Raw genomic sequence first — 25,847 nt, 5'->3', positions numbered from 1 at the left:
GTGTGTGTCGTTGGAGGGGGATGCGGGGTCTCGCGAACAGTCAAAAATGCAAGGATGTGCTGGCGGAGCGGTCGGGCGCGGGCGCGTTCTGGCCTGGACGCGGCCGCTCGGTTCGACGCGTCGCGCCCCGGGTCGCCGCGGGTGCGGTAGTCACGTTGCTCGTGATCAGTGGTTGTACGCCGTGGGGGGAGGAAGTGGAACCGTCCGGGTACGGCGAGGCGTCCGTGAAGGCGCCGCTCGACATCCGTGAGGCGTCTGTTCGGACGGCGGAGGGTGCCACGCTCCTTGGCATTCAAGACCTGCCCGGCGATATCCAGGTGGACGCGCAGAACGCCTTCGGTGCGACAACGCGATTCCGGGAGGCCAAGGCATCCCCGGACGATGCCTGGGTAGCGGTGGTCACCAGCGGTGCGGCCCACAGCGCCGGATGGCTGGTGCGGGCGGACAGCGGCGCGGCGAGCCCGGCGGCGTTTCAGTACGGGGGCCGCGTCACGATCGGGCCCTGGAGCGACGATGGGCGCCATGTGGTGTTCGCGCAGGAAGGACCTGCAGGGAACCGTACCCTGACGGTCGTGGATCGCGAATCGCTGGGCGACTCGGTGGAAGCGAATGCGATCCCGGTGCGTGTTGAGCACCACGGGGAGCTGGATCCGAAGGCGCAACGCTACGAGGCGCTGGGCTGGGTGGAGGGAACTCTTCGGTTCCGCCTCGGCGACGAACCATGGGTGTTTGATCCGGCCACGGGGGCGGTGGAAGCGGGGTAGTGCCAGGCCGAATGGACAGGTTGCCTCGAGCCCTGGTTATTCGTCGCGGGCCGGCAGGGAGGCGTAGTAGGCCGCGAGTGCCGCCATTTCTTCCTCTTCCAGTTCGCGCACGATGCCCTGCATCAGGCCGGCAAGGGACGTCTCGCGCGCGCCGTGGACATAGGCCTGGAGCTGTGCCATCAGATAGCGGGGCGGGTGGCCGGCCAGCGGCGGCAGGCTGGGGTTCCGTTCGCGTCCTTCGTCCCCATGGCAGGAGGCGCAGGACTGGACGTTGCGTTCCGGCAATCCCGCAAGGGCAATCGCGCGCCCCCGCTCCGCCAGATCGCCCGGCACGTCATGCGGGCCGCCCGCCGGTTCCATCTCCGCGTAGTGCCGGCTGATCGCTTCGATCTCTTCGTCGTTCAGGTGCTGGGCGATCCGCGCCATGGTGGCGTTCGGGCGCAGGCCGTCCCGGTAGGCCTCCATCTGCTCCACCAGGTATTGCTCCGGCAGCCCCCCCAGGCGCGGGAACGGCGGCTGCGACTGGCCCTGACCCTGTTCGCCATGGCACTGGATGCAGGCGGTCGCCCCGCGGTCGTTGCCTTCCTGGGCAATGCGTGCACCGAGGTCCTCGTCCCCGCTGGCACTGGCCGTCGGCAGACCCAACGATGCCGCGGTCAGTGCGAGCCAGGCGACTGCGCCGAGGGGTTGGTGGAGGCGTGCCACGCGCATGGCATTGGCGTTGTTCAGGCCGTGTCGGTGCGTACGCCCGGGTGGGCATGGCGGTGGTAGTTCGCGCGATCCGGGATGACGTTGCGGATGCCGCCGCGAGGGTCTTCGACGTCGCCCGCGTAGCGCGGCAACAGGATCACGTGCAGGTGGTCGATGCTGCGCCCGGCCATGCGGCCGTCGTTGTTGCCGACGGTATAGGCATCGGGCGGATTGCCCAGGAAGGGCAGGTCCAGGACGTTGTCGATGTGGTCCTTGGGGCGCTCGCGCAGGTCTTCGCGGACGCGCATGTTGCGGTACAGCTTTTCCAGGTCCGTGGCTTCGATGACCCGGCGCACGCCGTGAAGCGCGTCGAAGTAGTCCGCCTGTTCGGTGTCGTCGAGGTCGAACAGGGAGACCACGTGGCGCCGGGGGATGACGAGTGCGTGCCCGGGGTTGACCGGATTGGTGTCGAACAGGGCGACGAACGAGCGATTCTCGTAGATCAGCGGGTCGGCCAGGCCGGCGGATACCCGGCAGAAGTAGCAGTTCGGGGTGGCTGGTTGGGCACTGGTCATGGGAGGGCCTGCGAGTAGGGGCTTGCGTCAGTTGGAAAGTGGCGGATTTTACGCGACTTCCACGCTTGCGTGCCCGCGTCCCTGTATGCGGCGAATCGGATACGCGGTGTGGCCGCGGGACGAATCGGGCCCGGTCGTGCGCGAGCAACGCTCTTTGTGAACGGTAATGTCGGCGCAGGTTCCGAAAACCCTGATGGCTGCATGGCTTGACGGCCGGGATCGCACCACGTAAGTTCCCTAGCATTGTAAGGGGTTTTTGCGGTCCGGTCACTGAGTGATCTCCCGGCCGACCCACCATCCCCCGATACGTTTGTCGAGGCTGTACGCCCGCGCCAGCGGCCGCCGCGCGCCTCGACGACCGGTCGCGCGCAGGCACGACCGGGCTGCACAAACCGGATGTCCGGGCCTGACCCGGGCGGTGGCGTCGCGCCTGGCGCGTTCTTCTTGAACGTCGCGGGTGCCCGCTGCGCCGGAGGCGTTTGTGTCACGACGTATCGAAGGGGGAGCTCATGTCCATGCCACTTTCCGGCCTCGTGTTTGCGCTGCTGTGCGGCGTTGTCGCGCTGGTCTACGGTCTGTTGTCCATCCGCTGGGTACTTTCGCGATCGGAGGGTACCGACGAGATGCGGCGGATCGCCCGCGCGATCCAGGAAGGCGCCTCGGCCTACATGAAGCGGCAGTACACGACCATTGCAGTGGTCGGGGTGGTGCTGTTCGTAGGGCTGTGGCTGGTGATCGGCATCGGCTCCGCGGTCGGGTTTCTGATCGGTGCCGTGCTTTCCGGGGCCGCCGGGTTCATTGGCATGCATGTGGCGGTGCGCGCCAATGTGCGCACGGCGGCGGCTGCGAAGTCGAGCCTGGAGGCGGCGATGGATGTGGCCTTCCGCGGGGGCGCGGTGACCGGCCTGCTGGTGGTCGGGCTCGGGCTGCTGGGGGTGGCGGGCTATTTCGCCGTGCTCTGGTGGCTGACACCGGAGGGGGGCGATGTGGGACTTTCGCCCCTGGTCGGGCTGGCCCTGGGCGGTTCGCTGATCTCCATCTTTGCCCGTGTGGGTGGTGGCATCTTCACCAAGGGCGCGGATGTCGGGGCGGACCTGGTGGGCAAGGTCGAGGCCGGTATTCCGGAGGATGACCCGCGGAACCCGGCGGTGATCGCCGACAACGTGGGCGACAACGTGGGCGACTGCGCCGGGATGGCCGCGGACCTGTTCGAGACCTATGCAGTGACCATCATCGCGACGATGATCCTGGGCACGCTGCTGATTCCCGAGCTGGGGCTGATGGCCGCGGTGTATCCGCTGGTGCTGGGCGGCGGCGCGATCCTGGCCTCGATCGTCGGTACCTTCGTGGTCAAGGCGCGCGAGGGTTCCGAGATTATCCGGGGGCTCTACAAGGGACTAATCGTCTCGGGGGGGCTGGCTGCCGTGGCATTCCTGCCCATTACCCTGGTGCTGGTTCCGGATACCGCGCTGGCCAACAACATGGGGATCGAGAGCGGGGCCGCGCTGCGCCTGTACGGGGCGGCACTGGTGGGGCTGGTCCTGACCGGCGTCATTATGGTGGCGACGGACTACTACACCTCCACGGTCTTCCGGCCGGTTCGCCATCTGGCCGAGGCCTCCACGACCGGTCACGCGACCAACATCATCGCCGGGCTGGCGCTGTCGATGAAGGCGACCGCCGCGCCGGTGCTGGCGGTGTGCGCCGCCATCCTGGTGGCCTATGCCTTTGGCGGGCTCTACGGCATCGCGATCGCCGCGACCACGATGCTGTCGATGACCGGGATCATCGTGGCGATGGACGCCTACGGTCCGATCACGGACAACGCCGGTGGCATCGCGGAGATGGCCGATCTGCCCTCCGAGGTGCGGGACACCACCGATGCGCTGGATTCGGTGGGCAACACCACGAAGGCCGTGACCAAGGGCTACGCCATCGGTTCGGCGGGCCTGGCGGCACTGGTGCTGTTTGCCGACTACACCCACGAGCTGGTGCATCACACCGGGGGTGGGCACAACTTCGAGCTGAGCAATCCGAACGTGATCGTGGGCCTGTTTATCGGCGGCCTGATCCCGTACCTGTTTGCGTCGATGACCATGGAGTCGGTCGGTCGCGCGGCCTCCGGCATCGTGAACGAGGTGCGGCGCCAGTTCCGCGAGATCAGCGGGATCATGGAGGGCACCACGAAGCCGGACTACACTCGAGCCGTGGATATGCTCACCAGTGCGGCGATCCGCGAAATGATCGTGCCCTCGCTGCTGCCGGTGCTGGTCCCCGTTCTGGTCGGCGTGTTCCTGGGTACCGAGGCCCTCGGGGGGCTGCTGATCGGGACGATCGTGACCGGGCTGTTCGTGGCGATCTCGCAGACCGCGGGCGGCGGCGCCTGGGACAACGCGAAGAAGTACATCGAGGACGGGCATCACGGGGGCAAGGGGTCGGAAGCGCACCATGCCGCGGTGACCGGCGACACGGTCGGCGACCCCTACAAGGACACCTCGGGGCCCGCGATCAACCCGCTCATCAAGGTGCTGAACATCATGGCGCTGCTGCTCGTGCCCGTTCTGTAGGGCCCCGAACCGGAAGGAGAATCGACATGCCGAGAATCCGCGTACAAATGGCCCCGGATCTGGAGTTCAACATGGAACTCGACGTCGAGGGCGTCGACTGTGACAGCCGCGACTGGGACGTCCAGCAGCACAAGGCCGAGATCTATGCCGAGTTCGAGCGGCGGCTGAAGGCGGCCTTCCCCGAGGGGGTGAAGATCCACACCTTCGAGTACGGCCTGGCCTGCAAGCCAGGCTGACCCGGCGGGAGGACACGCAGACGTGCGTGTCCTCCCGCTGCGCTGCGCAAGCGTCAACCACGGGGCGGGCTGTTGCGAGCACCGCGCCGCCGCGAGCGTGCGCATTCATCAGTCTAGGGAGACGCTGATTGAATCGCACGTCCGCGCTCGAGTCGCTTTTGCGTGCGAACAAGGTGCGGTGACTGCCGTGCAGTCATTCTGCACAAGGGAACCGCAACGCTGTGCGCGCGCCCGTTTTTGATCAACAACGGGCGGCCGAGCCCCTGCTTTCTATGGCTTGTGCGGTTGGTGCCCCCCCGATTCTGAATGAATATGGCCCGATCCTGCGTTGTGCCCCGAATCCAGCAGAAACGGGCGGGTAGAACCACTACCCGCTGCACGACGCGCCTTGTCTCGGAACGCTTTGTCTCGAAAAACTGGGGGGCACCAACGCGGACGTGCGATTCAATCAGCGTCTCCCTAGCGCATGGTGAGGGATTCCACTCGGTTGCGGCCGGCGCGCTTGGCGCGGTAGAGCCCTTCGTCTGCGTGGCCCACCAGGGCTCGAGGCTCCACCGGCCAGCGGGTGTGCACGCTGCATACGCCGATACTGACGGTCACGCGACCTTCGGCGCTTTCCGGATGCGCCAGGTTGAGGGCGTATACCGCTTTGCGGATGTGCTCGGCGACCTGCAGCCCGCCTTCAGGGTCGGTATCGGCCAGGATGCAGGCAAACTCCTCGCCGCCGTAGCGCGCGACCAGGTCCGATGGCCGGTTAAGGATGGAGCGCATGACGTCGGCCACCGCGCGCAGGCAGTCATCCCCGGCCTGGTGCCCTAAGGCGTCGTTGTAGGGTTTGAAATGATCGAGGTCGATCATCAGCAGCGACAGGGAGCGCTCGCGCCGGGCCGCGCATTCGCGCTCCAGCTGGCTGTCGAACTCGCGCCGGTTGGCCAGGCCGGTGAGCCCGTCCACGCGTGCCTGGCGGGCGAGTTCCAGCTCGACCTGTTTGCGCGCCAGGGTGCCCGCGATCATGTCGGCTACGAGCCGCAGTACGGTGATCTGGTCCTCGGTCCAGCAATAGGGCGCATCGACTGCGTCGAATCCCAGGATGCCGAAGGCCTTCTGGTCACTGACCAGGGGGATCAGCAGCAGGGAGCGGATCTGCTCGCGGCGGAATTCTTTCTGCTCCGTACTTGCCTCGGGTGGGAGGCCGTCGATGTCCGGCACGTGCACCACTTGCCGCGCGAGGACCTGTGACGTGACCCAGTTATGCGCCTTGAGCGGAATACCCTGGAGGTTGTCGCGGTGGGCCTGCACGCCGTCCGCGCACCACTCGTCGACTAGGCTCATCTGCCCGGCGGGGAGATCGAAGCGGAATACGTAGGCGCGCCCGAGCCCGAAGAACACGCCCAGGCGCTCCAGGCTTTCCTCGACGACGCGGTCGACGTCCTCGGCGGCGATGTTGATCAGGGCGGCGGAGATCTCCGCGATCAGGCCCTGCAGGCGATACTGCCGGTCGTGGGAATCCTCCAGCCGCCGGCGGTCGGTGATGTCGTAGGCGACGGCGCTGGATCCGAGCAGCGTCCCCTGCGGGTCGAACAGCTGTTCAGAGTGCCACGACAGGATCCGGTCGTCCCCGGCGCGGGTACGGATGGTGGTCTCGAAGCCCTGAAGTGCGTCGCCCTGCTGAATGATCTGGCGGGTGCGTGTTAACAAGGCCTCGCGGTAGTAGGGGTCGGGATACAGCCATTCCCAGACCCGGGTGTGCCCGAGGACCTCTTCGCGGGTATAGCCGCTGATGCGCTCGGCGGCGCGGTTCCAGAAGGTGATGCGCCCCTCCACATCCAGCGAATTGATCCAGACCGCGGCGTTGTCGACGATCAGCGCGTTGAGCTGATTCTGATCCCTGAATGCCATCCATGCCCCCCAGAGCAGAAGAACGACCCTGACCCCAGAATGCCAGAATGCCAGAATGCCCGGTCCGGGCAAGCATCCCGTATGTGATGGTCCAGGCCCGGTGGGTGGATGACGCCGTGTACTCAAAAGGCCTCAGCGGGCCCGGTCGACGTTGAGCGCGCAGGTGAACGGGGGCGTCTCGTCCAGTGAGTGGGCGAGGGCATAGGCGGCGGAGGGCCGCATACCGGCGACGACCATTTCCACGCCGCAGATGGCGCAGATGGCATGAACGGCCTTGAGCCATTCGTAGTAGACGCGGTCGATTACGGGAACCTTGGTCAGATCGTAGATCAGGCGTCGGGCATCCCGGCCCTGAAGGAACGCGGCTAGCGGCTCCAGATAGGCGTTGGCATCTGTCGGGTCCAGACCGTCGCCCGGTTCCAGCAGCACAATCGCTCCGCCGATCGGAGTCAGGTGCATCCCCTGGACGCTTGCTTCGCTCATCGTGGCAGGCCCGTGATTACCTGGACGCCTGGTGCCGTTTGAGGCTCACTGGGAGGTGACCACGTGGACGTCGAGGATCTTGAACGCTTCCTTGAGGCCTTCCGCCAGGGTGGAGCGTGTGAGGACATCGCCGAGCTCGATGTTCAGGCTCGTCAAGGCCCGGGCAATCTCGGGGCGAATGCCGGTGAGGACCGCGCTGGCCCCCATCAGGCCCACCGCGCGGATCATCTGCACCAGATGGTGCGACACCTGGGAGTCGATGGCCAGTACGCCGGTTACGTCCATCACCACCACACGCGCGCGGTCCTGCTCGATGCGTTCCAGCAGTTTTTCCATCACGATCATGGTGCGGGACGAATCCAGTGTGCCAATAATCGGTAGCGTGAGGACCCCGTCCCAAATCTCTGTAATCGGGGTGGAAATTTCGCGGAGTTCCTCCTGCTGCGCCTGGATCGTGCTTTCTTTCTGCTCGAGGTAGACGCGATAGACATCCAGGATGATGTCGTTGAATACGCCCGCGAGGAGCAGCAGGGTCTCCTTGAGCTGCTGTGCGGAGAGCTGGCCGTCTTCGCCGAGCCCATCGATCATCACGTGCTGCATGAACTGGATATAGCGTACGAACTCCTCCATGTTCCCGCCGCGCACCTGGATCTGCTGCGACATGGTAGTGAAGAGCTGGCGCAGGGCCTTGAATTCGGCGCTGCGGCGGTCGACTTTCGAGCCGCTTTGCAGGAGCATCACGAACAGTTCGAGGAATTCGACGCTGTAGTCGTTGATCTCGTCCTTGGACAGGATGTTTCCCTGGACGAAGATGTTCTTGCCACGTTCCTCGATGACACCCGAGATCGTCCCGATATTGAGCATCAGCTGCTCGATCAGGATCTGGTCGGCGGTTTTGGACTTCGCGGGTTGTTTAGCCATGCGTTCCCCCCTTCGCGGGTGTGCTTCGGATCACGAGTAAGGATTTGTCGTCATTGCCCCGGCCAAGCACCTGCCCGAGCAGCAGCGCGATCAGCTGCGGGTGCAGGCGCCAGAGCGACGGAAAGCTGCCGAGGGTCCAGGTTCGCCGGATGCCGTCGGAGCAGGTCATGAGTAGCGCATGGGCCGGAAACGCCATCTCGGTTTCGTCGAAACTGCGGTGGGCATGGCCCAGGACGCCGGGGGAGAAGGTGACGTTGCGTTTCTCCCCATTGCAGATCAGGTAGGCATTCATGTCGCCCACCCCGCAAACGCGGGCTTGTACCTGGGCGGCGTCCACCTCGCCGGCAAGTGCGACGGCGCCGCGTCCGCCGCGCAGGCGCTTGCTGAGATCCCCCAATGTCTCCTGCAGGTCGCTCTCCAGCCTGGACGCCTGACAGCTTCCCGACACGGCGTCGTGGGCCTCGGCACCATGACCCAGACCGTCCATGTGCAGCCAGCGCAGGCGGCTGCCCGCCTGGTCCAGGTCCAGGCAGTCGCCGTTGTACGGTCCGTCCTGGTAGGCACGGAGGAACTGCCCGGCCTGGAAAGGTGCTGCCGCCTTCGGGGCCTGCGGATGAAAGCGGGCCCAGATGGCCGTGCCGTGCCAGGGGGCCTCGGGCGCCACACCATTGGGAATAGTGTAGAACTCGGATTCGTGGGCCAGTCTGCGGATCGCGCCCAGGCCCTTGCCCATTGTGCCCGACGTGGTGTAGCCATCCTCCAGCGCCGCTGGCAGATTCCGGATGCCCGGGCCGAAGTCCATCGCAAACAGGTCGACCGCAGGTGCCGGGCGGGTGGTTTCCCATATCTGCACCAGCCCGGCTCCCCCGGCGTACTTGACCTGATTGGTCACCATCTCCTTGCAGGCCAGTTCCATGTGCTCGCGTGCCGCTTCGGAGAACCCCATGCGGCGAGAGACGGCGCGCAGCTTTGAACGCAGCAGTACTTGGCCACTGCCGTCACTGGAGCCCTGCTCGGTAAGCAGTCGGATGGGCGGATCGTGGTCCGCAATGTCGCTCGCTATGTTCGGGACTCGACCGGCCATTAGGCTTTGCCGGCCGAGGCCACGCAGGCTTCGCCTCCGGCGAGAGAAACTCGACCACGGCCCTTGTGCTTGGCATCGTAGAGTGCGACATCCGCGCGGCCAATCAAGGTATCCAGGGTGTCCTCCTCGCGCAGTTGTGCCACACCAATGCTTACTTTGTTGTCCATGCCCGCGAGTACCCGGTCGGAAATGGCGCGCGCCGCGTGGGTGTCTCCCCAGACAACGATGGCGAACTCGTCACCGCCGATTCTGCACACCATATCGACATGCTCGCGAATGGACGCGCGCATCACGTCGGCCATGCGCTGCAGGTACTGGTCACCATGCTGGTGGCCGTGGGTATCGTTGATCTCCTTGAAGAAGTCGAGATCCAGCAGGATCAGGCACAAGGATTCACGTTGGCGACTGGCCCGGAGCACGGCCTCGCGCAGCCGGTTGTCGTAGGCGCCACGGTTGAGCAGGCCGGTGAGGCTGTCCGTCTCGGCCTTGCGTATGGAGGCCTGAAGCTCGTTTTTCTTGCGATCCAGGTCTGCCTCCAGTTCGGCCATCTCGTGCGCGGCCCGCTGACGCGCCTGTTCGAGCTCGGCGGCAAATTGCTCGTTGCGCCGGCGAAGGAGTTCGGGGTCGGCCGATTCACTGGCCTTGCGCAATGCTTCCGCCAGTTCGTGCACGTCCTTGCCCGCCGGGGAGGCCGGCAGCTGGGCAACCAGATGCTGCTCTTCGAGCCAGTCCCACTGTACTTTGTTGTTGTCTACGCGCAGGGAGGCTTCGAGGACACCGGAGGTTTCGATCGCGGCAGCGCGCAGTCGCTCCAGCAGCGGGGGTAACGCAACCGAGGCCGCGAACTCGCTTCCACCCAGGATACGCACGGCATCCACCGAGAAGCGGGCCAGCCGAAGCCGGTCCGGTTCCACCGATACCGAGAGCCTGAGCAAGGTTTCTCCCAAAATGCGATCGCCCTTTCCCTGTGTAAGCCTGCACGAGTCCGGCTGCAGGTGACTTACCCCGCTTGCCTCCTTGCAGCAGGCCGGTCCCAAACGCGAGCGTCTCCCTAGCCTAACCGGGTGGCTGGACCGGGTCTACGGGGTGTTGTCGGATGCCCCCGAATATGCGATCCCCCTTGGGGAAACAGCAAACGAGCGCTTCCGTCCGGGATCGCGGGCCTCGCTGTTCGCGTTCTTCTATCAGGTCGAGTTCCTGGCCAAACGTTTGCGCCGGGTTCCCACAGGACGGTACTTGCAAGCCAGGCATTTCAAACACTGCGGATCGTGGTGGAGGGCCCGCTGCGTCGCGCTAACGGGTCCAGGAATGTGCGGGCAAAGCACGTAGTTGTGTGGTAGCTCGCGTGGGTACCACGGGTTTCCCCGAGAACAGGCGCGTGGGGTACCGGGTGGGCCCCTACCAGGCGAGTGCGAGCAGGCCCGCGCCGATGCAGACGACGATGACCGGGACAATCGTCTCGCGGATCACCTGACCCTCGCGGGCCTGCAGCCCGGCGGCCCCGGCCGCCATGGCGATGTTGTGCAGCGAGATCATGTTGCCCACCCCGGCACCGATCAGTTGCAGCGCCAGCACGGTCGGAATCGCCATGCCCAGGGCGTCGGCGGTATCGGCCTGGAGTTGCGCGAACAACAGGTTGGAGACGGTGGCGCTGCCGGTCATGAACGAGCCCAGGGCGCCGATAAAGGCGCTGAACATCACGAATGTGCCGCCCAGGATCTCCGCCAGTCCCTGGCCCAGGACCTGTGGCATCGACGGCAGGCCGGCCGCGTTGTGGCCGGAGGTCAGCAGGAGCTGGGTGAGGGCGATGATAAAGGCCAGCACGATCGCGGCGACGCGCAGCTTGGTCCAGGTGGCGGCGACGGCCTGGGCCAGCGTGGGGCGGCTCACGCGGAACAGCACCAGGGCGGTGAGCAGGGCAAGACCAAAGTAGAAATACGGGGTGTACAGCGGGGTCAGGCTCTGGCCGAGTTCGATCTCCCGAAACGCCCCGGGCGACCAGCGCACGGACTGCAGGGCCTCGCGCAGGGGCATGATGGTCCGCGACGCGATCAGGGCAACGGCCATTACCGCGAAGGGGACGAAGGCCAGCAGGACGCGTCCGACCGGGGCCTGCTCGACTTCCTCCCGTCGCTCGTGGCCGGGCAGCAGGAAGCCGCGGTGGGCCGCCAGGGCAATGATCGCCATGGCCGCCACGCCCCCGATGATGGACGGCAGCTCAGGCCCCACCAGCCAGGCAACCAGCAGGTACGGGATGCCGAAGGCCAGGGCCGACAGAACGGCGAACGGCACGAATGCGCGGAAGCGCCCGCGTTCCTCGCCCAGGGTGGCGACCCAGACCATGAACAGCGTGACAAACGGCGCCAGAGCGGTGTGGATCACGGCCGTCTGCAGCACCGCGGAGCGGGTGGTTTCCGCATCCAGGCCGAGGCCGGCGAAGCCGATGATCACGGGGGTGCCGGCCGCACCGAAAGGGACGGCGGTGCTGTTGCCGATCAGGGCGATGGCGACGGCCTTTAGCGGCTGCATCCCGAAGTAGACCAGTAGCGGGGCGGCCAGCACCGCGGGGGTGCCAAAACCGGCGATGCCCTCGACGAAGCTGACCAGCCCCCAGCCGAGGAGCATGGCCAGTACCCGGTGGTCGCGCGAGACGCTGGCGATCACCGACTGGATCGCGCTCATGTGCCCCGTACCGATCATCACGTTCAGCACCAGCAGCGCCAGTACGATGATCAGCAGGACCTCCACGAACACGACCGCGGCGTCCAGCAGACTGGCCACCAGCACGGGGCCCGATACCTCCCAGACCAGGACGGCCAGCACGAGTGTGGCGAGATAGGCGAGCGGCGCGGCCTCGAAGGCCGGGCGGCGCAACGGCACCAGCCATGCGAACAGCAGCAGGAAGGGCACCAGCGTAAGCCAGAACAGCACGATCGCTTCTCCCGCGCGACGCGAATGGGATCATGCTACCCCGTCGCCGAGCGCGCATACACATCGGTGCGGTTGGATCGCTATAGAACAGGCACGCGAACCTGCACAGACAAAGGGATATCCGTCATCGGTCACGCCGCGTGGAGATCCGGTGGAAATCGTTCGGAGTGGATGCGAGGGGGCGGAGGAAGGTGTTCGGCTCCGGGCCACCAGGACTTGCGTTGGCTCGGGAAAGCCCATGGCGCGTGCCATGGGCAGGAAGGTTCAGGGGGTAAAGGGGATACCCCCGCTGGTTCGATGACCCCGGGCATCGCTCCCCGGGGAGCAGGCAGTACAGGCCGGCCGAAGGGGCCGGCCTGTCGACGGACCTGGTTTCAGTCTTCTTCCTCCTCGGTGTCATTCCCCAGGTCGATGCCACCTTCGGCTTCGGCATCGGTTTCGGCTTCGGCGCCGTCATCACCCATCCGGGTGTCCGCGCCGGCACCTGCGCCCATATCGCCTTCGGCACCCGGGGCCCGACCGTCACCGGTCGCACCGCCGGCCGCGCCACCGGAGGCCTCGGACCCCCGTTCGGAGCCGCCGGCCATTCCGCCACTGGCCTCGGCTCCGGTTTCGGCCGCTCCTTCTGCCGACCCGCAAGGGGGTAACACTGATCCATGTACACGCTCGCGCTCGAGTCGCTTTTGCGTGCGAACAAGGCGCGGTGACTGCCGTGCAGTCATTCTGCACAAGGGAACCGCAACGCCGTGCGCGCGCGCATTTTTGATCAACAACGGGCGGCCGGGCACCTTCGTTGATTAAGTTGTGGGGCTGGTGCCCCGGGTTCCCCGATTCTGCGTTGCGCCTCGAATCAATTAGAAACGGGCGGGTAGAACCACTACCCGCGGCATGCCACGCCTTGCATCGGAAAACCTGGGGGCCAACGCGAGCGTGCAGATTGATCAGTGTTTGCCAAGGCCGCGCAGCTTTCTTCGGGCCTTATCGCGCCAGTTGGCGGCCAGGGCCTCGCAGTCCGCGAGCTGTTCCAGGGGCGTGCGCTGGTTGTGCTGGTAGACCGCCGCCATGGCGGCGGCGATGCTGAGGGTGTCGGGCAGGCGTTCAAGCCGTTCGATGGTGTCGCCCACGCCGAGGGTGCCCGGTTGCAGCACGCGGTAGAACCAGCCACAGCGGCCGGTGTCCTGGACCTCGCGGGCCAGGCCCGGGATGTCGAAGCGTACGTCGAGTTTCCAGCACGGCGTACGGGGCTGGCTGACCTGCACCCGGGCGGTACCGATGCGGTAGATATCGCCGATGTGGACGTTGCGCTCGTCCATGCCGTGGCTGGCGAGGTTCTCGCCAAAGCCGGAGGCGACGAAGCGGGCGGCGTGAGCCGGGTACTGCGCCTGCCAACCGTCGTACCGGTCCAGGCTGTAATGGAGCAGGGCGCGTTCCGGTCCGCCGTGGTTGTCCGGGTCCGCCTGCTCGTCACCGTCCAGGCCCAGGGGCCCCACCGCGAGCGGGCCGGCCACCGGCTGCTTGTCGATGGCGCTGGCGCGGCCTCGGGCGTAATCCGGGGCCACGCGGCCGGTGTAGAGGCCGATGAGTCGGTTGGCGGTCATACGGGTGCAGTTCCGGGCTTGCGCATGGTCGCGACGATACAACAGGTCCGCGTCTGCGTGACGCCTGTTCGCTCAGCGCCCGGCCAGATAGAGCAGCCGCGCGATGAAGGCGATGCCCAGGATGATCCAGCCAATGGGGTAGGGCAGCACGCCGGAGAAGAACGCGGTCAGGCTGGCGACGAGCAGGGCGCCGATGATAAGCAGGGGGATATCCATGGCATTGAGAGCACTCACGGCGGCGGATGTTCCGCAAGCCCCGTGCCCCCCGACAGCCAAGTGCTCCGCGTCATAATACGGACCACGCCGGTACCGCTCATGGTATCGGGGAGCCTGGCGCCGCAAGGAGTTGCTGCATGTTCAAGACCGTCCTGATCCTTGGCCATATCCGCGGGATTCGTATCCAGCTCCACATCAGCTGGGTATTCATTCTGGTCCTGCTGGTGGCCAGCATGAGCACGGGCTTTCACCACCAGTATCCGGAGTGGAGCCTGGCCATGGCGGCCGCCACCGCGCTGGTGACGGCCCTGCTGTTCTTTACATCCATCCTGGCCCATGAACTGGGGCACAGCATCGTCGCGCTGCGGCGCGGGGTACCGGTGGAGTCCATCACGCTGTTCATCTTCGGCGGCGTGGCGCAGATGGAGCGGGATCCGGAGCGGGCCGAGGACGAGTTCTGGATCGCCATTGCCGGGCCCGCGGTGAGCGTGGCACTGGCGCTCGCTTTCGCCGCGCTCGCGCAGGCCACCGCGGGCGGGTACGAGCCGATCCCGGTGGCCCTGGGCTGGCTCGCGCTGATCAACGTGATCGTGGCGATCTTCAACCTGATCCCCGGGTTCCCGCTGGATGGCGGGCGGGTGTTCCGCGCGGTGATCTGGAAGCTCACGGGTGATGCGCGCCGCGCCACCGAGGCAGCCGTTTGGGGCGGGCGTGTGGTGGCGTTCCTGCTGTTCGGCTTCGCCTTCTGGAACCTGGTGGTGATCGGTAACCTGATCGGTGGGCTGTGGATGATGCTGATCGCCTGGTTCCTGCTGACCATGGCGGAGGGGCAGGGCCGGATGTTCGATATGCGGGAACGCCTGGCCGATGTGCGCGCGCGGGACCTGGCCAGCCCGGATCCGCCCTGCGTGCGCCCGGAGACCACCATCGACGACTGGATTCACCACGATGTGCTGCCGGGCGGGCGCCGGGCCTTTCTGGTGGGTACGCCGGAGCGGGTGCAGGGCCTGGTGAGCCTCAGCGACAGCCGCAAGCTGCCGCGCGGGCAGTGGGCCGCGCGCCGGGTCGACGAGATCATGACCCCGGTGGAGTCGCTGAGCCGGGTGGCGCCAGACACGAAGGCCGAGGCGATCCTGCGCATGATGAGCGAGCGCAACCTCAACCAGATCCCGGTGATGGAGGCCTCCGGGCGCGCGATCGGCTGGATTGAACGCCAGCAACTGCTGCGCACCATCGAGATCCACATGGATCTGCAGCGGCCATAGGCGGGTCGTTCAGGGTGGCGGCGAGCGGGGCTTTTGGGGCGTACGTCGGTCGCGATGCTGGCACAGCCCCGGTTGGTTCCGTCGTTCCGTCGTTGCGCCAGGCATGCACGGGCCGGCCGGGACCGCTCGCGGTTGCCGTGGCTTCGGTCAGTCGTTGGCGGGGCGGGCGCGCCACTGGTCGACGATGTCGAGGATCGGGTCGATGGCGGGGGGCTCGTCCGTCAGCGGGCCTGGGACCAGCAGCCCCCGGTGCGAGGCCTCAAGAATCAGGGGCTCCGGGTGTCCCTCCAGGCTCAGTGACTCCAGCGGTACGACGCCGTCGCCCAGTTCCTCGTCGGTCTGCTCCCACCATTCGCTGATGCGTCCGGCCACGGCCTCCAGGTCGATCTGCTCGTCCAGCGCGGCGAGGCTCTCGCGCATGGCGGGGGTGGGTTCGGGGAGCTTGCCACCGATGATGCGGACCGGGATCGCCTCGGGCCAGGGACGGGCATTCAGTTCGGCCAGGAAGGGGCTGTCGGGACGCAGGTCGATCTTGGCGGCGCCGGTGCCGTCGCGCAGTCCGGCGAACAGCGAGAAGCGCTGCTCCTGGAGGTCGGCCAGCCACTCGCGCACCTCCAGCCAGACCCGCAGCCGTGCCCATTCGGAGCCGTGGTTGGGGGTGGCGACGAGGATGACACCGGCCACTGGTCGCCCCCCGACCCGGGGCGGCTTGCCCTCGGGGTGCCGGTAGCGCGTCACGAAATCGCGGATCACCAGGCCCCCCATGCTGTGACCGATCAGGATCAGCGGGGCCTCGCCCTCGAGTTGCCCCCAGTGTTCCGCCAGGAGGTCCGTGCTGTGGTCGATGGCCTGGTCGTTGGGGTAGCGGAACTCCCAGCCGTTGAGGCCGGCTTCGTCCAGCGCCGGCGCGAGCGTATCCCAGATATCGCCAGGCTCGTCCAGCCCGTGCAGGAGCAAGACGTCCGGCGGGTGGTCCTCGGCGAAGCGCTCGGATCGGGGAATGAATCCGAGCAGCTCGTCGGGAAGCTCCATGGCCTCCGGAAACCACTCGCTCAGGCGGTCCTGCACCTCCACGCGCAGTTCGCGCTCCTGCTCGGGATTGTGTTCGGCCCAGCCGACCCAGATTGTCAGCGCGAGCAGGGGCAGGCCCACCAGGATCAGGAAGGCCGTGAGGCGCTGGCGGCGCCGGGACGAATCGGGACGGGGGGCGTTCATGTGTTCACCATCGGACAAGCGGGCCTGCGCGGCAAGGGGTGTCGCGGGGTATGGACCGGAGGGTTTTCCACCCTGTGTATCATGACGGGACACCCGTTATGGATCACCTGTTATGCGCCGCGCTTACCTGCTCCCCTGGCTCCTTCTGCCCTTCCTGCTGACGGCCTGCGCGGGACTGGACGTACGCGATTTCGGGCTGGACGGGGGCGGGGGTGATCGAGCCGAAGAGGCGATCCGCGAGGCCCTGCGCGTCGGGACCGAGCGCACGGTGGAACGCACCGGCCGCGAGGACGGCTACTGGGGGAACGCGCTGATCCGCATCGGCTTGCCACAGGAGCTGGAGCAGGCCGGGGATGTGCTGCGCCGCGTCGGGTTCGCGCGCGAAGTGGAGGACCTGGAGCGGCGCATGAACCGGGCGGCGGAGTCCGCGGCACGGGAGGCGGTGCCGGTGTTTGTCGACGCCATCCGCGGGATGCGTCCCGAAGACGTTCACGGCGTGCTGCGGGGTGCCGATGATGCCGCCACGCAGTACCTGCGCGGGGCATCGGAGTCCACCCTGCGCGAGCGCTACATGCCCATTGTCCGGGAGCAGATGGAGCGGGCGGATGTGTATCGCGTGTACCAGCCGCTGCGGGATGCGGCGGGACGCATTCCCGGCCTGGAGGCGCTGGACGTGGATCTGGACCGCTACGTGACTGATCACGCCCTGGACGGGTTGTTCACCATCCTGGCCGATGAGGAGCGCCGTATCCGCGAGGACCCGGCGGCACGCACCACCCAGTTGCTGCGGGAGTACTTCGGTCAGTAGTGAACCGCGTGGAGCGCCCCGGTGCGGGGTTCGTCGGAGAGCAGCAGCGCCGGGATCTCCTTGGCCAGCAGCGGGCGGGCGAAGTAGTAGCCCTGGACGCAGTCGAATCGCAGTTGGCGGCCGATCTCCAGTTGCTCCCGGGTCTCCACCCCTTCGGCGATCGTGCGCAGACCCAGGGAGTCGGCCAGCAGGACGATGCCCCGCGACAGGTCCCGCGCGGAGGGATCCAGGCCCAGCCCGGAGATCAGGTGGCGGTCGATCTTCAGGATGTCGATGGGGAAGCGATTGAGGTAGGCGAGGGACGAATAGCCGGTTCCGAAGTCGTCGATGGCCAGCGGGACACCCAGCGACTTGAACTGGTGCAGGGTGTCGGTGGCATTGTCCATGGCCAGCACGGTTTCCGTCAGTTCGATGTGGAGCAGCTCCGGCGGGAGTTGATGCCGCTCTAGCGCGGCCGCGACGTGGGCCGCCATTTCGGGTCGCACGATGTCGTGTGCCGAGAGATTGATCGCGACGTACCAGGGTGGGTGGCCATGCTCGGTGGCCTGGGCCCTCCATTCAGCGGCCTGGCGGCAGCCCTCGTTCAGCACCCGGTCGCTGATGTCGTGGATCAGCGAGGAGTCCTCCGCTACATCCAGAAAGTCGGCGGGGGCGAGTTCACCGCGAATGGGGTGCTGCCAGCGGATCAGAGCCTCGACGCCGACGTGGCGTTCCAGTTCCAGGGAGTAGATCGGCTGGTAGCGCAGGAAGAACTCGTTGTGCCGAAGCCCGCGTCGGATATCGAATTCCTGGCGCATCCGCCGCAATTCCTCGGTGACCGGATGCAACGCCGGGATGACCAGCCAGGCCATCAGTTGTCCGATGCCGATGAAGAAGCCGGTGCGCGTCAGCCAGCGCTCGGTCTCCTGGGCGGTGCCGGCCGCGACATCCACCGGCGTCAGGGGGCCGGCCAGCACGCCGGCGACCAGGGCCACGACCAGCGCGGTGCTGGCGCCGAAGCGTGCCGCGGCAAACAGGATGGGAACGTAATAGAAATGCGGGACGATACTGTCGGCCCCGCCCGCGGTGTAGACGATCAGCCAGGAAAGGATCAGCCCACCGAGGATCAGCGCACTCGCGGTGACAAACGACATGCCGACCCAGGCGCGCAGGGTCGTGCGGGCGAGGTGGTCGGAATACCGAAGGCCGCCGGCTGAGGGGGGAGCCGATTCGAACCTTGACATCGCGCACTTCCTTTGGCCGATCCCGGGCCGGTTGCTGCAGTGCGGGCCGCCTCATTGCGGGGCGCGGCTCTCGGCCGCGATCCGGAATGTACGAGATCGCGACCTATTTCCCGAGTGTAGTCCATGCGCGGGAAAACGCCGGCCGGCGTCCGCCATGGCCCGGGCCTGTTGCCGGCTGGGTCGCGCGGGGATCCAGTTGTCCGGTGCGGGTCGGGCGCCCGCACCGGATTTGACGGGCTAGTCGCAGGCGGTGGCGGCGGCCGGGAGGTTGCCGCGCACGCAGGTGTTGATCTCGGGCGGGTTCTCGTTGCTGCGCAGGCGGACGAAGCGGCCGTCGATCTCGCCCGCGGCGTTGGTCGGGTAATGGTCGCCCATGTGCATGCCGGCCCCGTGCAGGACCCAGTAGTTGAGCATGTGCGCCTCGCCGTGGGGCTGTTCCAGGTAGACCAGGGTGGCGCCGTGGGCCATCTCGGTCACGATCAGCCGCCGGATCCGCTCGCCGGCCTCGAATTCGACATAACCCAGCGCATGGCTGCTGACATGGCCGCCGCGCATACCCTGCATCTCGGGGGTGTGATTGGTCTGGATCAGCCGGAAGCGCCCGTGGGGCTGGGCGTCCCGCATCTCGCCGTCGAAGCGCATGACCATCTTCATGCTGCTGTCCATGGCAGAGGCGGCGTACAGCCGCCGCGCCTCCTCGATGCTGGAGACGGCCGCCGGTTCCATGGCCTGGTGGTTCTGGTACCAGGTCATCCAGAAGCTGACGGGCCCGTTGTCGACCGCATCCGGGCAGGCGCCGTCGGCATGCAGTTCGAAGCGGTCGAAGCCCAGGTCCACCGAACCGCGTCCCTTGTTGGTGACCAGGGCGCGGGCAAAGATGACCTCGGCCGGCGTTTCGAGGTTGGCCATGGCGCGGTAGCGGTCGTCCCAGGCGCATTGCGTGGCGCCGCGTCCCGGCAGGGCCTGGCGGCTGATCTGCCGCGCCTCGCGCGAGCCGCGTTCGTTGCGATAGGTGTCCAGCAGCGCGCGGGTGCCGGGTTCCAGCAGGGCCGTGTCCACCGCCTGAATGTTGCGGTCGAACTGGCGGTCGGCGCCCGGGGTGGCGTGGGCCGCCGTGGCGGCCAGGCCGAGGGTCAGGGTCAGGCCCAGAGCAAGGAAACGGGTGGGTGTCGGGTGGGTGCGCATCAGTCGGTTCTCCGTGGGTTTACTGCCATTGCAGGTCCATGCGTTGCTGCATGCGGTGCCATTCGGCGGTGATGATGTCGCCCGCCACGCGATGGGCGGCGTCCATGCGCGGGCGCGCCTCGGGGTAGAGGAGCATCACGGCCTCGCTGGCGCGGGCGAAGTCGCGCCGGGTGCGGTAGTGCACCATGGTGTGCACCAGCAGGCTGTCGAGATCGTCGAAGGAGCGGTCGGCGGCCTGGCGGTAGCGCGCCATGCGCTCCGGGGTTAGTTCGAGCTGGCGGTGGGTCTGCGACAAGCCGTCGAACAGGGCGAAGAAGCTCATCCCCAGATCGGCCCCCTGGCGCAGGGCGTGATCGCCCAACTGTCGCTGCAGGACCTCGCCGGCGCCGAAAAGGCCGGCATTGCCATCGCGGGCCAGCAGGCCAAAGAGGCTGCCGGTGGCACTGGCCGGGGCGCCACGGGACCGGGAGAGTTCGCGGATCTCGCGGTCCAGGCGCTGATGCCCCGCGTCCAGCAGGAGTTCGAGCGCCGGGGCGGTGTCGTCACCCAGCGCACGCAGGACGTCCTGGCGCTGTCCGTGTGGCAGGCGCTCGAGATCCCGCAAGACCCCGGCGACATCCCGCGATCCGATCTGCAGGCGTTCGAGCTCGCCGCGCACGGCGGCTTCCGGGTCCTCCAGCACGCGCGCGAGCTGGCGCACCTGGTGCCCGGCATGCTCGCCGACCAGTCCGTGCCGGCCCAGCTCTCCGAGGATCGCGGTGACCTGTTCCAGTCCGCCGGCGGGGGTGCGGCCGGGCTCGGTGGCGGCGACCAGGGCGCTGCCGAAATCCATTGCGGGGACACCGGCGGTGCGGCTGGCATGATCGAGCAGGCCGCTCATGCGATGCGTCTGCTGCGCGCCATAGGCCATTGCGGCGGTTTGCAGAAGCCGTCCGGCGAGACCCGCGATGTCGCGGGAGGATTCGCCCACGGCCTCGTCGACCCAGCCGGCGAGATCCCCCTGCGCCATATAGGGCGAGAGATAGGCCCCCCGATTGTCGGGCAGGGGCTCCGGGGCCACGGAGGCCGCGGCGGGCAGGCAAAGCAGGCCCCCCAGTCCGAGCAGAGCGGGGCGAAGCCAGGGGCCGAGTCTGGCGATCAAGCCGGGCATGCGCAGGGGCATGGGGCGGGTTCCTCCCTGTCGGGTGGTCGCGGCCCATTCGGATCCATTCCGGTATGTTCGCCACCGATCCTGAAGGATCGCCACCAAGTCGTGAGATTAGGCGAAGCGGTGGACGGGGTCAAAGCCGCGCGTGGCGCGTGGCGCGTGGCGCCGGGGGCGAGACTACAGCGTGACGTCCGCCTCGAGGATCAGAAAGACCAGCAGGGCGAGGGTGATGGCCCATAGCAGGAGGTAGCCCGCCATGCTTTGCGCGGCGGCTGCCTGCTGCGCCTGGCCGCGCGGGCGTACGCCCTGGTAGAGGAAGACGAGCTTGGCCGCGAGGTTGACGCAGACTACGTTCACCGCGAGCAGCAGGGCCGCCATGTACGCGGCGGAGAATTCGCCGGAGCCGAGCATGATCCCGACGGTCGCGGCCGGCGGGAGCAGGGCCACGGCGACCATCACGCCGACCAGCACCGTGGGCAGGCCGGTGGTCAGCGACAACACGGCCGCGGCACCGGAGGCCAGGGCCAGCGCGACCGAATCCAGTCCGACCTCGGTGCGCATCTGCAGCTCGCGGGCACCCACATCCACCGACATGACCGTGGCGAGCAGCATCCCGATCAGGATGGCACCCCCCAGGCCCACCGCGTTCGTGCGCAGGGAGCGGCCGATCAGGCGGGTGTCCGCCATGGAGGTGCCCAGCGCCAGGGCCAGGTTGGGCCCCAGCAGGGGCGCGATGACCATGGCACCGATGACCACGGCCACGTTGTTCTCCAGCAGGCCGATCGCGGCCACGATGGTGGACAGAACGGTCAGCAGCAGGAACTGGCCGGTGAGATCCGCCCCGCCGGCGACGTTGGTGTAGAGCTCCTCGCGTGACACGGCGCGGGCCTTCTTGCCGGCCGCCTCCTTGTCGGCCTCTTTCGGCTCCTGAAAGGGGTCCGGCAGTACGGCCTCGACCGGCAGCACCAGGATACGCGCGGTCTCGGACGCGCCGAGTACACGGTAGAGGTCGTCCATCAGGCGTTGGCGGTACTCGGTGCTGACCAGCATGTGCACCGCCATGCGGTCGCGGTTCTCGTCCACGCCGTGCCACAGCACGTCGATCGCGAGCCCCTCGGCGATGCCCAGCACGGTGTCCAGGTGCTCGGCGGGTCCCACGACCTCGATGATCTTGCTGCTCATGAACGTCCTCCCGGTGGATGACCGGCATCCTAGCAAGGCTTCTCGTTAGGCGCCGTTAGCCGCGATTTGTGGCTCTCCGGTAGTGGCAGGATAATCCCGGCCGCGGGGCGCCCCGTGCCCTGACTCGACGAACCTGGGACACGAATGCTGAAGAAGATCAAGGTGGAGCACGTCGTTTGCGGGATGTTTATCCGCGAGTTGTGCGGGTCGTGGATGGAGCATCCCTTCTGGCGTACGCGCTTCCTGCTGGATGACCCGAAGGATCTGGCGAGCCTGCGGGACAGCAGTATCCGCGAGGTGTGGATCGACACCTCCAGGGGGCGCGACACGGAGGCCGTGGAGGCCGTTGTGACGCCGGAGGAACGCGACGCCGCGGTGCCGGCGCCGTTGCAGTTCATCCCGGATACGGGGCGCGACCGGGAGCCCGCCTCGACCCGGGAGGAGCTGGAGCGGGCGGCCACCATCTGCCGGAAGTCGCGCCAGGCCATGACGTCGATCTTCGGCGAGGCGCGGATGGGCCGCGCGGTGGATACCGAACTGGCGCGCAAGGTGGTCGAGGAGATCACCGATTCGGTCACCCGCAACTCCCGCGCGCTGGTCAGCCTGGCGCGATTGAAGAATGCGGACGACTACACCTACATGCACTCGGTGGCGGTTTGTGCATTGATGGTTGCGCTGGGGCGTGAACTGGGGCTGGAGGACGAGGCCCTGCTGGCGGCCGGCGAGGCGGGGCTGATGCACGACATCGGCAAGGCCGCGATGCCGCTGGAGGTACTGAACAAGCCGGGCAAGCTGACCGCGGAGGAGTTCGCCGTGATGAAACGCCATCCGGCGGAGGGGCACCGAATCCTGCAGGCGTCCGCGCACGCGCTTGATCCGGTGACCCTGGACGTCTGCCTGCATCACCACGAGAAGATGGACGGCTCGGGATATCCCGAGGGGCTGACCGGCGAGCAGATCACCCTGCACGCGAAGATGGGCGCGGTCTGCGATGTCTACGACGCGATCACCTCGAACCGGCCGTACAAGGCGGGCTGGGATCCGGGCGAATCCATTCGCAAGATGGCCGAGTGGGCGGACGGCCACTTCGATCCCCGGGTGTTCCAGGCCTTCGTGAAGAGCCTGGGGATCTACCCCGTGGGCTCGCTCGTACGCCTGGAATCCGGCCGCATCGGGGTGGTCGTCGACCAGTCGTCTGGCTCCCTGCTCAAGCCGGTCGTGAAGATCTTCTACTCCACCAGTTCGGGCTGCCGGATCCCCCCGAAGATCGTGGATCTCTCCGCGCCGCACCAGCAGGAGACCATTGCCGCGCGCGAGGATCCGGCCGCATGGCCGTTCCCCGATCTCGATGAACTCTGGTCGGGCCTGCCACAGGAGCGACAGACCCGCGACCGCCGCGAGGCGTAGCCAGGCGTAGACCGCTCGCGGACCCGTAAGACGGTTAGTGCCCGTCGCGGGGGATGGAGGCGACGGATTCGACCACGAGATTCGCGCTGTCGTGGATCTCGTCGACGATGCCCTGCACGGTCTGCACCTGGGCGTCGGCCTGTTCGGCGATCTCGCGCACGGTCTCGATGCGTTCGCCGATCTCGCGGGTGCGTTCCAGGTTGCCGTTGATCACCTCGGCGATGCGGGTGGTGGCCTCACTGGTGTTGGCGGCGAGCTTGCGCACCTCCTGGGCGACCACGGCAAAGCCGCGCCCCTGTTCGCCGGCACGGGCGGCCTCGATCGCGGCGTTCAGCGACAGCATCCGGGTGGTTTCGGCCACCGTGCGGATGGTCTCGATGATGGATTCGATGTTGCGGGCCTCGGCGTTCAGGCGTTCCACGGCCTCCTGGGTGCCGCTGACCTCGCTGCGGATCTGCTCGGTATGGCGGGCGTTCTGTTGCAGCGAATCCGCGCCGCGGCGGGCATGTTCCGCGGTCTTCTGCGCCATCTCGTGGGCGACGGCCGTCGCTTCACGGGTGCGTTCGGCGGTATGCACGCTGGCGGTGATGTCCGTGGCGAACTTGATCACCTTCTCGACCCGTCCGTGTTCATCAAGGATCGGGTTGTAGGTAGCCTCCAGCCACAGTTCCTCACCGGATGCCGTGAGCCGGCGGAACTTGCCGCTCATCAACTGCCCGTGCGCCAGGCGCTCCCAGAAGTCCGGATGATCGCGGTAGAAGGCTTCGTCACAGAACATGCGGTGGTGCTGGCCGCGGATCGCGTCCAGATCATAGCCCACGGCCCTGAGGAAGTTGTCGTTCGCCTTGAGGATCACGCCGTCCGGGGTGAATTCGATGACGGCCATGGACCGGTCCAGCGCGGTAAACACCGCAGCCTGGTCGCGCAGTTGAGCCTGCCGCTCGGTCACGTCATAGGCCAGTTTCGCCACCTTCTCCAGCCGCCCATTGGCGTCGCGCACGGGAAAGTAGGTGGCCTCGAGCCAGAGGGTTTCGCCCGAGCGTGTCACCCGGGGGAAGGTGCCGGCGCGCGATTCCCCGGCCGCCAGGCGGCGCCAGAAGTCGCGGTACTCCAGCGAACGGGCGTATTCCGGGCTGCAGAACATCCGGTGGTGCTGCCCGATCACGTCCTCGCGGTTGTGGCCCACGGCCTGGAGGAAACGCTCGTTGGCGTCGAGGATCTGGCCGCGCGGGGTGAATTCGATGTAGGCGACCGCCTCGCGAATCGCCTCGAGCACGGGGTTGGCGGGCGCGTCGGAAGCGGCTGCGGCGTCGGCTCGGGAAGGGGAGATGGATGTCATGGTGGACTCCGGACAGTGAGGGAACGACCTGTGTCGTTGAAAACACCGTACAGGGCGTGTACAAGAAAAGTACAGCTATTTGTTAAAAGGAGCGATGGCATGGGGCACTCAGCACGTTCGGGAGGCTCGTGGGCGGTTCTGTGGCTTGGTCTGGCCGTGCTGCTGGCCGGCTGTGGCGGGACCTTTCCCCAGCCCGGTCCTGGGGCGACGTTCGAGGATGGACTGACGGCGGACGCCCTGTTCCAGCGCACGCTCGCGGCGCACGGTGGAGATCTGCGCGCGTTCGACGGCGACCTCAACCAGGCGACCGATGGCGAATGGGGGCGCATGATCCAGCGCATCCAGCCGCTGGTGGCCGACGCGGGCTACCGCGGGGTGGGGGAGGAGCGCTTCCGCCCCGCCGATGATCTGTACGCCCTCCACTACACCGGACCGGAGGGCACCAAGAGCGTGTACCGCCATGGCGACGTGTTTCGGGTGTTCTACGACGGCGAACGCAGCACGGATCCCGAGCGGATACGTGCCAGCGCGATGACCACGGATGCCGGCGAGCTGTTTCATTACGGACCCAGCTTCGTGAAGCATCGGGCAACGGGTTTCGAGCGCCTGGAGGATCGGCGCGAGGGCGGGGTGCGTTATCGGCGCGTCCTGGCCACCCTCGAGCCGGGTTTTGGCAAGGCCGACCGGGACCAGGTGGTGATGTGGATCCATCCGGAGACGGACCTGCTCTATCGCGTGCACATCACGCTGAACGGCTTTGGACCGACCCAGGGTGCCCACGTGGACACGACCTTCCTGGAGTATGCCGAGGTCGAGGGATTCACCTTGCCGACCCGCTTCGAGGAGCGGGTGCGGGGCCCGCTGCGTCTGTTCGTGCACGAGTGGTGGGTTACGGGACGTGACAGCAACCGCGGCTGGTCAACCGAGGATGTGCGCGGTCCCGGGTTTTCCGGCGCGGCGGGCGCGGCCGCGGCCGACTCTCCCGCTCCGTGATGGGCGCCCGGACATGCCATCATTCACCGATGACGACCGAAACGAGCCGGAACAACACCGAATCGGCGAGTGAAGCGCCCGCTCCGGACGCGAAACCGGCAGGCACGACCGCGGCCTGG

Annotated in this window: 23 protein-coding genes and 1 pseudogene; 7 read left to right on the top strand and 17 right to left on the bottom strand. The window is 67.2% G+C overall.

The window, feature by feature from the left end:
* Positions 1–20: 20 nt before the first annotated feature.
* Complete coding sequence (locus H609_RS0106385) at positions 21–764, top strand: hypothetical protein (protein ID WP_028484580.1); 744 nt, start codon at positions 21–23, stop codon at positions 762–764.
* Positions 765–800: 36 nt separating this feature from the next.
* On the opposite strand, the gene H609_RS0106380 is transcribed toward H609_RS0106385, so the two are convergent.
* The gene (locus tag H609_RS0106380; RefSeq protein WP_028484579.1) at positions 801–1,475 is read right to left on the bottom strand and encodes a c-type cytochrome; all 675 of its coding nucleotides are present in this window, start codon (positions 1,473–1,475) and stop codon (positions 801–803) included.
* A gap of 14 nt (positions 1,476–1,489) precedes the next feature.
* On the bottom strand, positions 1,490–2,029 hold the full coding sequence (locus H609_RS0106375) for an HIT family protein (RefSeq protein WP_018866069.1): 540 nt from the start codon (positions 2,027–2,029) through the stop codon (positions 1,490–1,492).
* Between the two features lie 509 nt (positions 2,030–2,538).
* Between H609_RS0106375 and H609_RS0106370 the strand changes: the two genes are divergently transcribed.
* A complete protein-coding gene (locus H609_RS0106370; RefSeq protein ID WP_028484578.1) occupies positions 2,539–4,596 on the top strand; it encodes a sodium-translocating pyrophosphatase in 2,058 nt (685 codons plus the stop codon).
* Positions 4,597–4,643: 47 nt separating this feature from the next.
* Positions 4,644–4,832: a hypothetical protein gene (locus tag H609_RS0106365; RefSeq protein WP_018866071.1), complete on the top strand. Its 189-nt coding sequence runs from the start codon at positions 4,644–4,646 to the stop codon at positions 4,830–4,832.
* 459 nt (positions 4,833–5,291) lie between these two features.
* On the opposite strand, the gene H609_RS0106360 is transcribed toward H609_RS0106365, so the two are convergent.
* The 9 genes and pseudogenes from H609_RS0106360 to H609_RS14195 form a co-directional block, all read right to left on the bottom strand.
* The gene (locus tag H609_RS0106360; protein WP_019584052.1) at positions 5,292–6,731 is read right to left on the bottom strand and encodes a diguanylate cyclase; all 1,440 of its coding nucleotides are present in this window, start codon (positions 6,729–6,731) and stop codon (positions 5,292–5,294) included.
* A 132-nt stretch (positions 6,732–6,863) separates the two neighbouring features.
* Positions 6,864–7,214, bottom strand: a complete 351-nt coding sequence (locus H609_RS0106355; protein ID WP_038036143.1) for a hypothetical protein — start codon at positions 7,212–7,214, stop codon at positions 6,864–6,866.
* 45 nt (positions 7,215–7,259) lie between these two features.
* Positions 7,260–8,135, bottom strand: a complete 876-nt coding sequence (locus tag H609_RS0106350; RefSeq protein ID WP_019584054.1) for an STAS domain-containing protein — start codon at positions 8,133–8,135, stop codon at positions 7,260–7,262.
* Positions 8,128–9,219 carry an ATP-binding protein gene (locus tag H609_RS0106345; protein ID WP_051206757.1) on the bottom strand — a complete coding sequence of 364 codons (1,092 nt, stop codon included), beginning with the start codon at positions 9,217–9,219 and terminating at the stop codon, positions 8,128–8,130. Before H609_RS0106345 ends, H609_RS0106350 begins: the two co-directional genes overlap by 8 nt.
* Positions 9,219–10,133: a GGDEF domain-containing protein gene (locus tag H609_RS0106340; RefSeq protein ID WP_019584056.1), complete on the bottom strand. Its 915-nt coding sequence runs from the start codon at positions 10,131–10,133 to the stop codon at positions 9,219–9,221. Before H609_RS0106340 ends, H609_RS0106345 begins: the two co-directional genes overlap by 1 nt.
* 484 nt (positions 10,134–10,617) lie before the next feature.
* Positions 10,618–12,150 carry an L-lactate permease gene (locus H609_RS0106335; protein ID WP_028484575.1) on the bottom strand — a complete coding sequence of 511 codons (1,533 nt, stop codon included), beginning with the start codon at positions 12,148–12,150 and terminating at the stop codon, positions 10,618–10,620.
* Positions 12,151–12,524: 374 nt separating this feature from the next.
* Positions 12,525–12,782, bottom strand: a pseudogene (locus tag H609_RS13355) (cellulase); the annotation flags it as partial.
* A 309-nt stretch (positions 12,783–13,091) separates the two neighbouring features.
* The gene (locus H609_RS0106325) at positions 13,092–13,748 is read right to left on the bottom strand and encodes an MOSC domain-containing protein (protein WP_028484574.1); all 657 of its coding nucleotides are present in this window, start codon (positions 13,746–13,748) and stop codon (positions 13,092–13,094) included.
* A gap of 72 nt (positions 13,749–13,820) precedes the next feature.
* Entirely contained in the window at positions 13,821–13,982 is a 162-nt protein-coding gene (locus H609_RS14195) for a hypothetical protein (protein WP_155985231.1), read from the bottom strand.
* A 119-nt stretch (positions 13,983–14,101) separates the two neighbouring features.
* Here H609_RS14195 and H609_RS0106315 point away from each other — a divergent pair, with 119 nt between their 5' ends.
* Positions 14,102–15,229: a site-2 protease family protein gene (locus H609_RS0106315; protein WP_028484573.1), complete on the top strand. Its 1,128-nt coding sequence runs from the start codon at positions 14,102–14,104 to the stop codon at positions 15,227–15,229.
* A 147-nt stretch (positions 15,230–15,376) separates the two neighbouring features.
* Here the strand turns inward: H609_RS0106315 and H609_RS0106310 are convergent, their stop codons facing one another.
* Positions 15,377–16,444 (bottom strand): lecithin--cholesterol acyltransferase, encoded by a 1,068-nt coding sequence (locus tag H609_RS0106310; RefSeq protein WP_028484572.1) that lies wholly within the window; start codon positions 16,442–16,444, stop codon positions 15,377–15,379.
* 112 nt (positions 16,445–16,556) lie between these two features.
* Between H609_RS0106310 and H609_RS0106305 the strand changes: the two genes are divergently transcribed.
* Positions 16,557–17,252 (top strand): DUF4197 domain-containing protein, encoded by a 696-nt coding sequence (locus tag H609_RS0106305; RefSeq protein ID WP_028484571.1) that lies wholly within the window; start codon positions 16,557–16,559, stop codon positions 17,250–17,252.
* On the opposite strand, the gene H609_RS0106300 is transcribed toward H609_RS0106305, so the two are convergent.
* The 4 genes from H609_RS0106300 to H609_RS0106285 all read right to left on the bottom strand — a co-directional run bounded on the left by H609_RS0106300 (position 17,246) and on the right by H609_RS0106285 (position 21,989).
* Positions 17,246–18,475, bottom strand: a complete 1,230-nt coding sequence (locus H609_RS0106300) for a bifunctional diguanylate cyclase/phosphodiesterase (RefSeq protein ID WP_028484570.1) — start codon at positions 18,473–18,475, stop codon at positions 17,246–17,248. The two genes, H609_RS0106305 and H609_RS0106300, sit on opposite strands and share 7 nt — an antisense overlap.
* Before the next feature lie 237 nt (positions 18,476–18,712).
* Positions 18,713–19,660, bottom strand: a complete 948-nt coding sequence (locus tag H609_RS0106295) for a hypothetical protein (protein WP_028484569.1) — start codon at positions 19,658–19,660, stop codon at positions 18,713–18,715.
* Between the two features lie 19 nt (positions 19,661–19,679).
* A complete protein-coding gene (locus H609_RS0106290; protein ID WP_028484568.1) occupies positions 19,680–20,822 on the bottom strand; it encodes a hypothetical protein in 1,143 nt (380 codons plus the stop codon).
* Between the two features lie 162 nt (positions 20,823–20,984).
* Positions 20,985–21,989: a TIGR00341 family protein gene (locus H609_RS0106285; protein ID WP_028484567.1), complete on the bottom strand. Its 1,005-nt coding sequence runs from the start codon at positions 21,987–21,989 to the stop codon at positions 20,985–20,987.
* A 144-nt stretch (positions 21,990–22,133) separates the two neighbouring features.
* Here H609_RS0106285 and H609_RS0106280 point away from each other — a divergent pair, with 144 nt between their 5' ends.
* Entirely contained in the window at positions 22,134–23,396 is a 1,263-nt protein-coding gene (locus H609_RS0106280; protein WP_018880043.1) for an HD-GYP domain-containing protein, read from the top strand.
* A gap of 34 nt (positions 23,397–23,430) precedes the next feature.
* Here H609_RS0106280 and H609_RS0106275 read toward each other — a convergent pair whose 3' ends face one another.
* Positions 23,431–24,735 (bottom strand): PAS domain S-box protein, encoded by a 1,305-nt coding sequence (locus tag H609_RS0106275; RefSeq protein WP_028484566.1) that lies wholly within the window; start codon positions 24,733–24,735, stop codon positions 23,431–23,433.
* A 99-nt stretch (positions 24,736–24,834) separates the two neighbouring features.
* Here H609_RS0106275 and H609_RS0106270 point away from each other — a divergent pair, with 99 nt between their 5' ends.
* The gene (locus H609_RS0106270) at positions 24,835–25,728 is read left to right on the top strand and encodes a hypothetical protein (protein ID WP_028484565.1); all 894 of its coding nucleotides are present in this window, start codon (positions 24,835–24,837) and stop codon (positions 25,726–25,728) included.
* Positions 25,729–25,847 lie beyond the last annotated feature (119 nt).

The sequence above is a fragment of the Thioalkalivibrio sp. ALE17 genome, from assembly GCF_000425605.1.
Taxonomy (GTDB): domain Bacteria; phylum Pseudomonadota; class Gammaproteobacteria; order Ectothiorhodospirales; family Ectothiorhodospiraceae; genus Thioalkalivibrio.
This window is presented reverse-complemented; position numbering and strand designations above follow the sequence as displayed.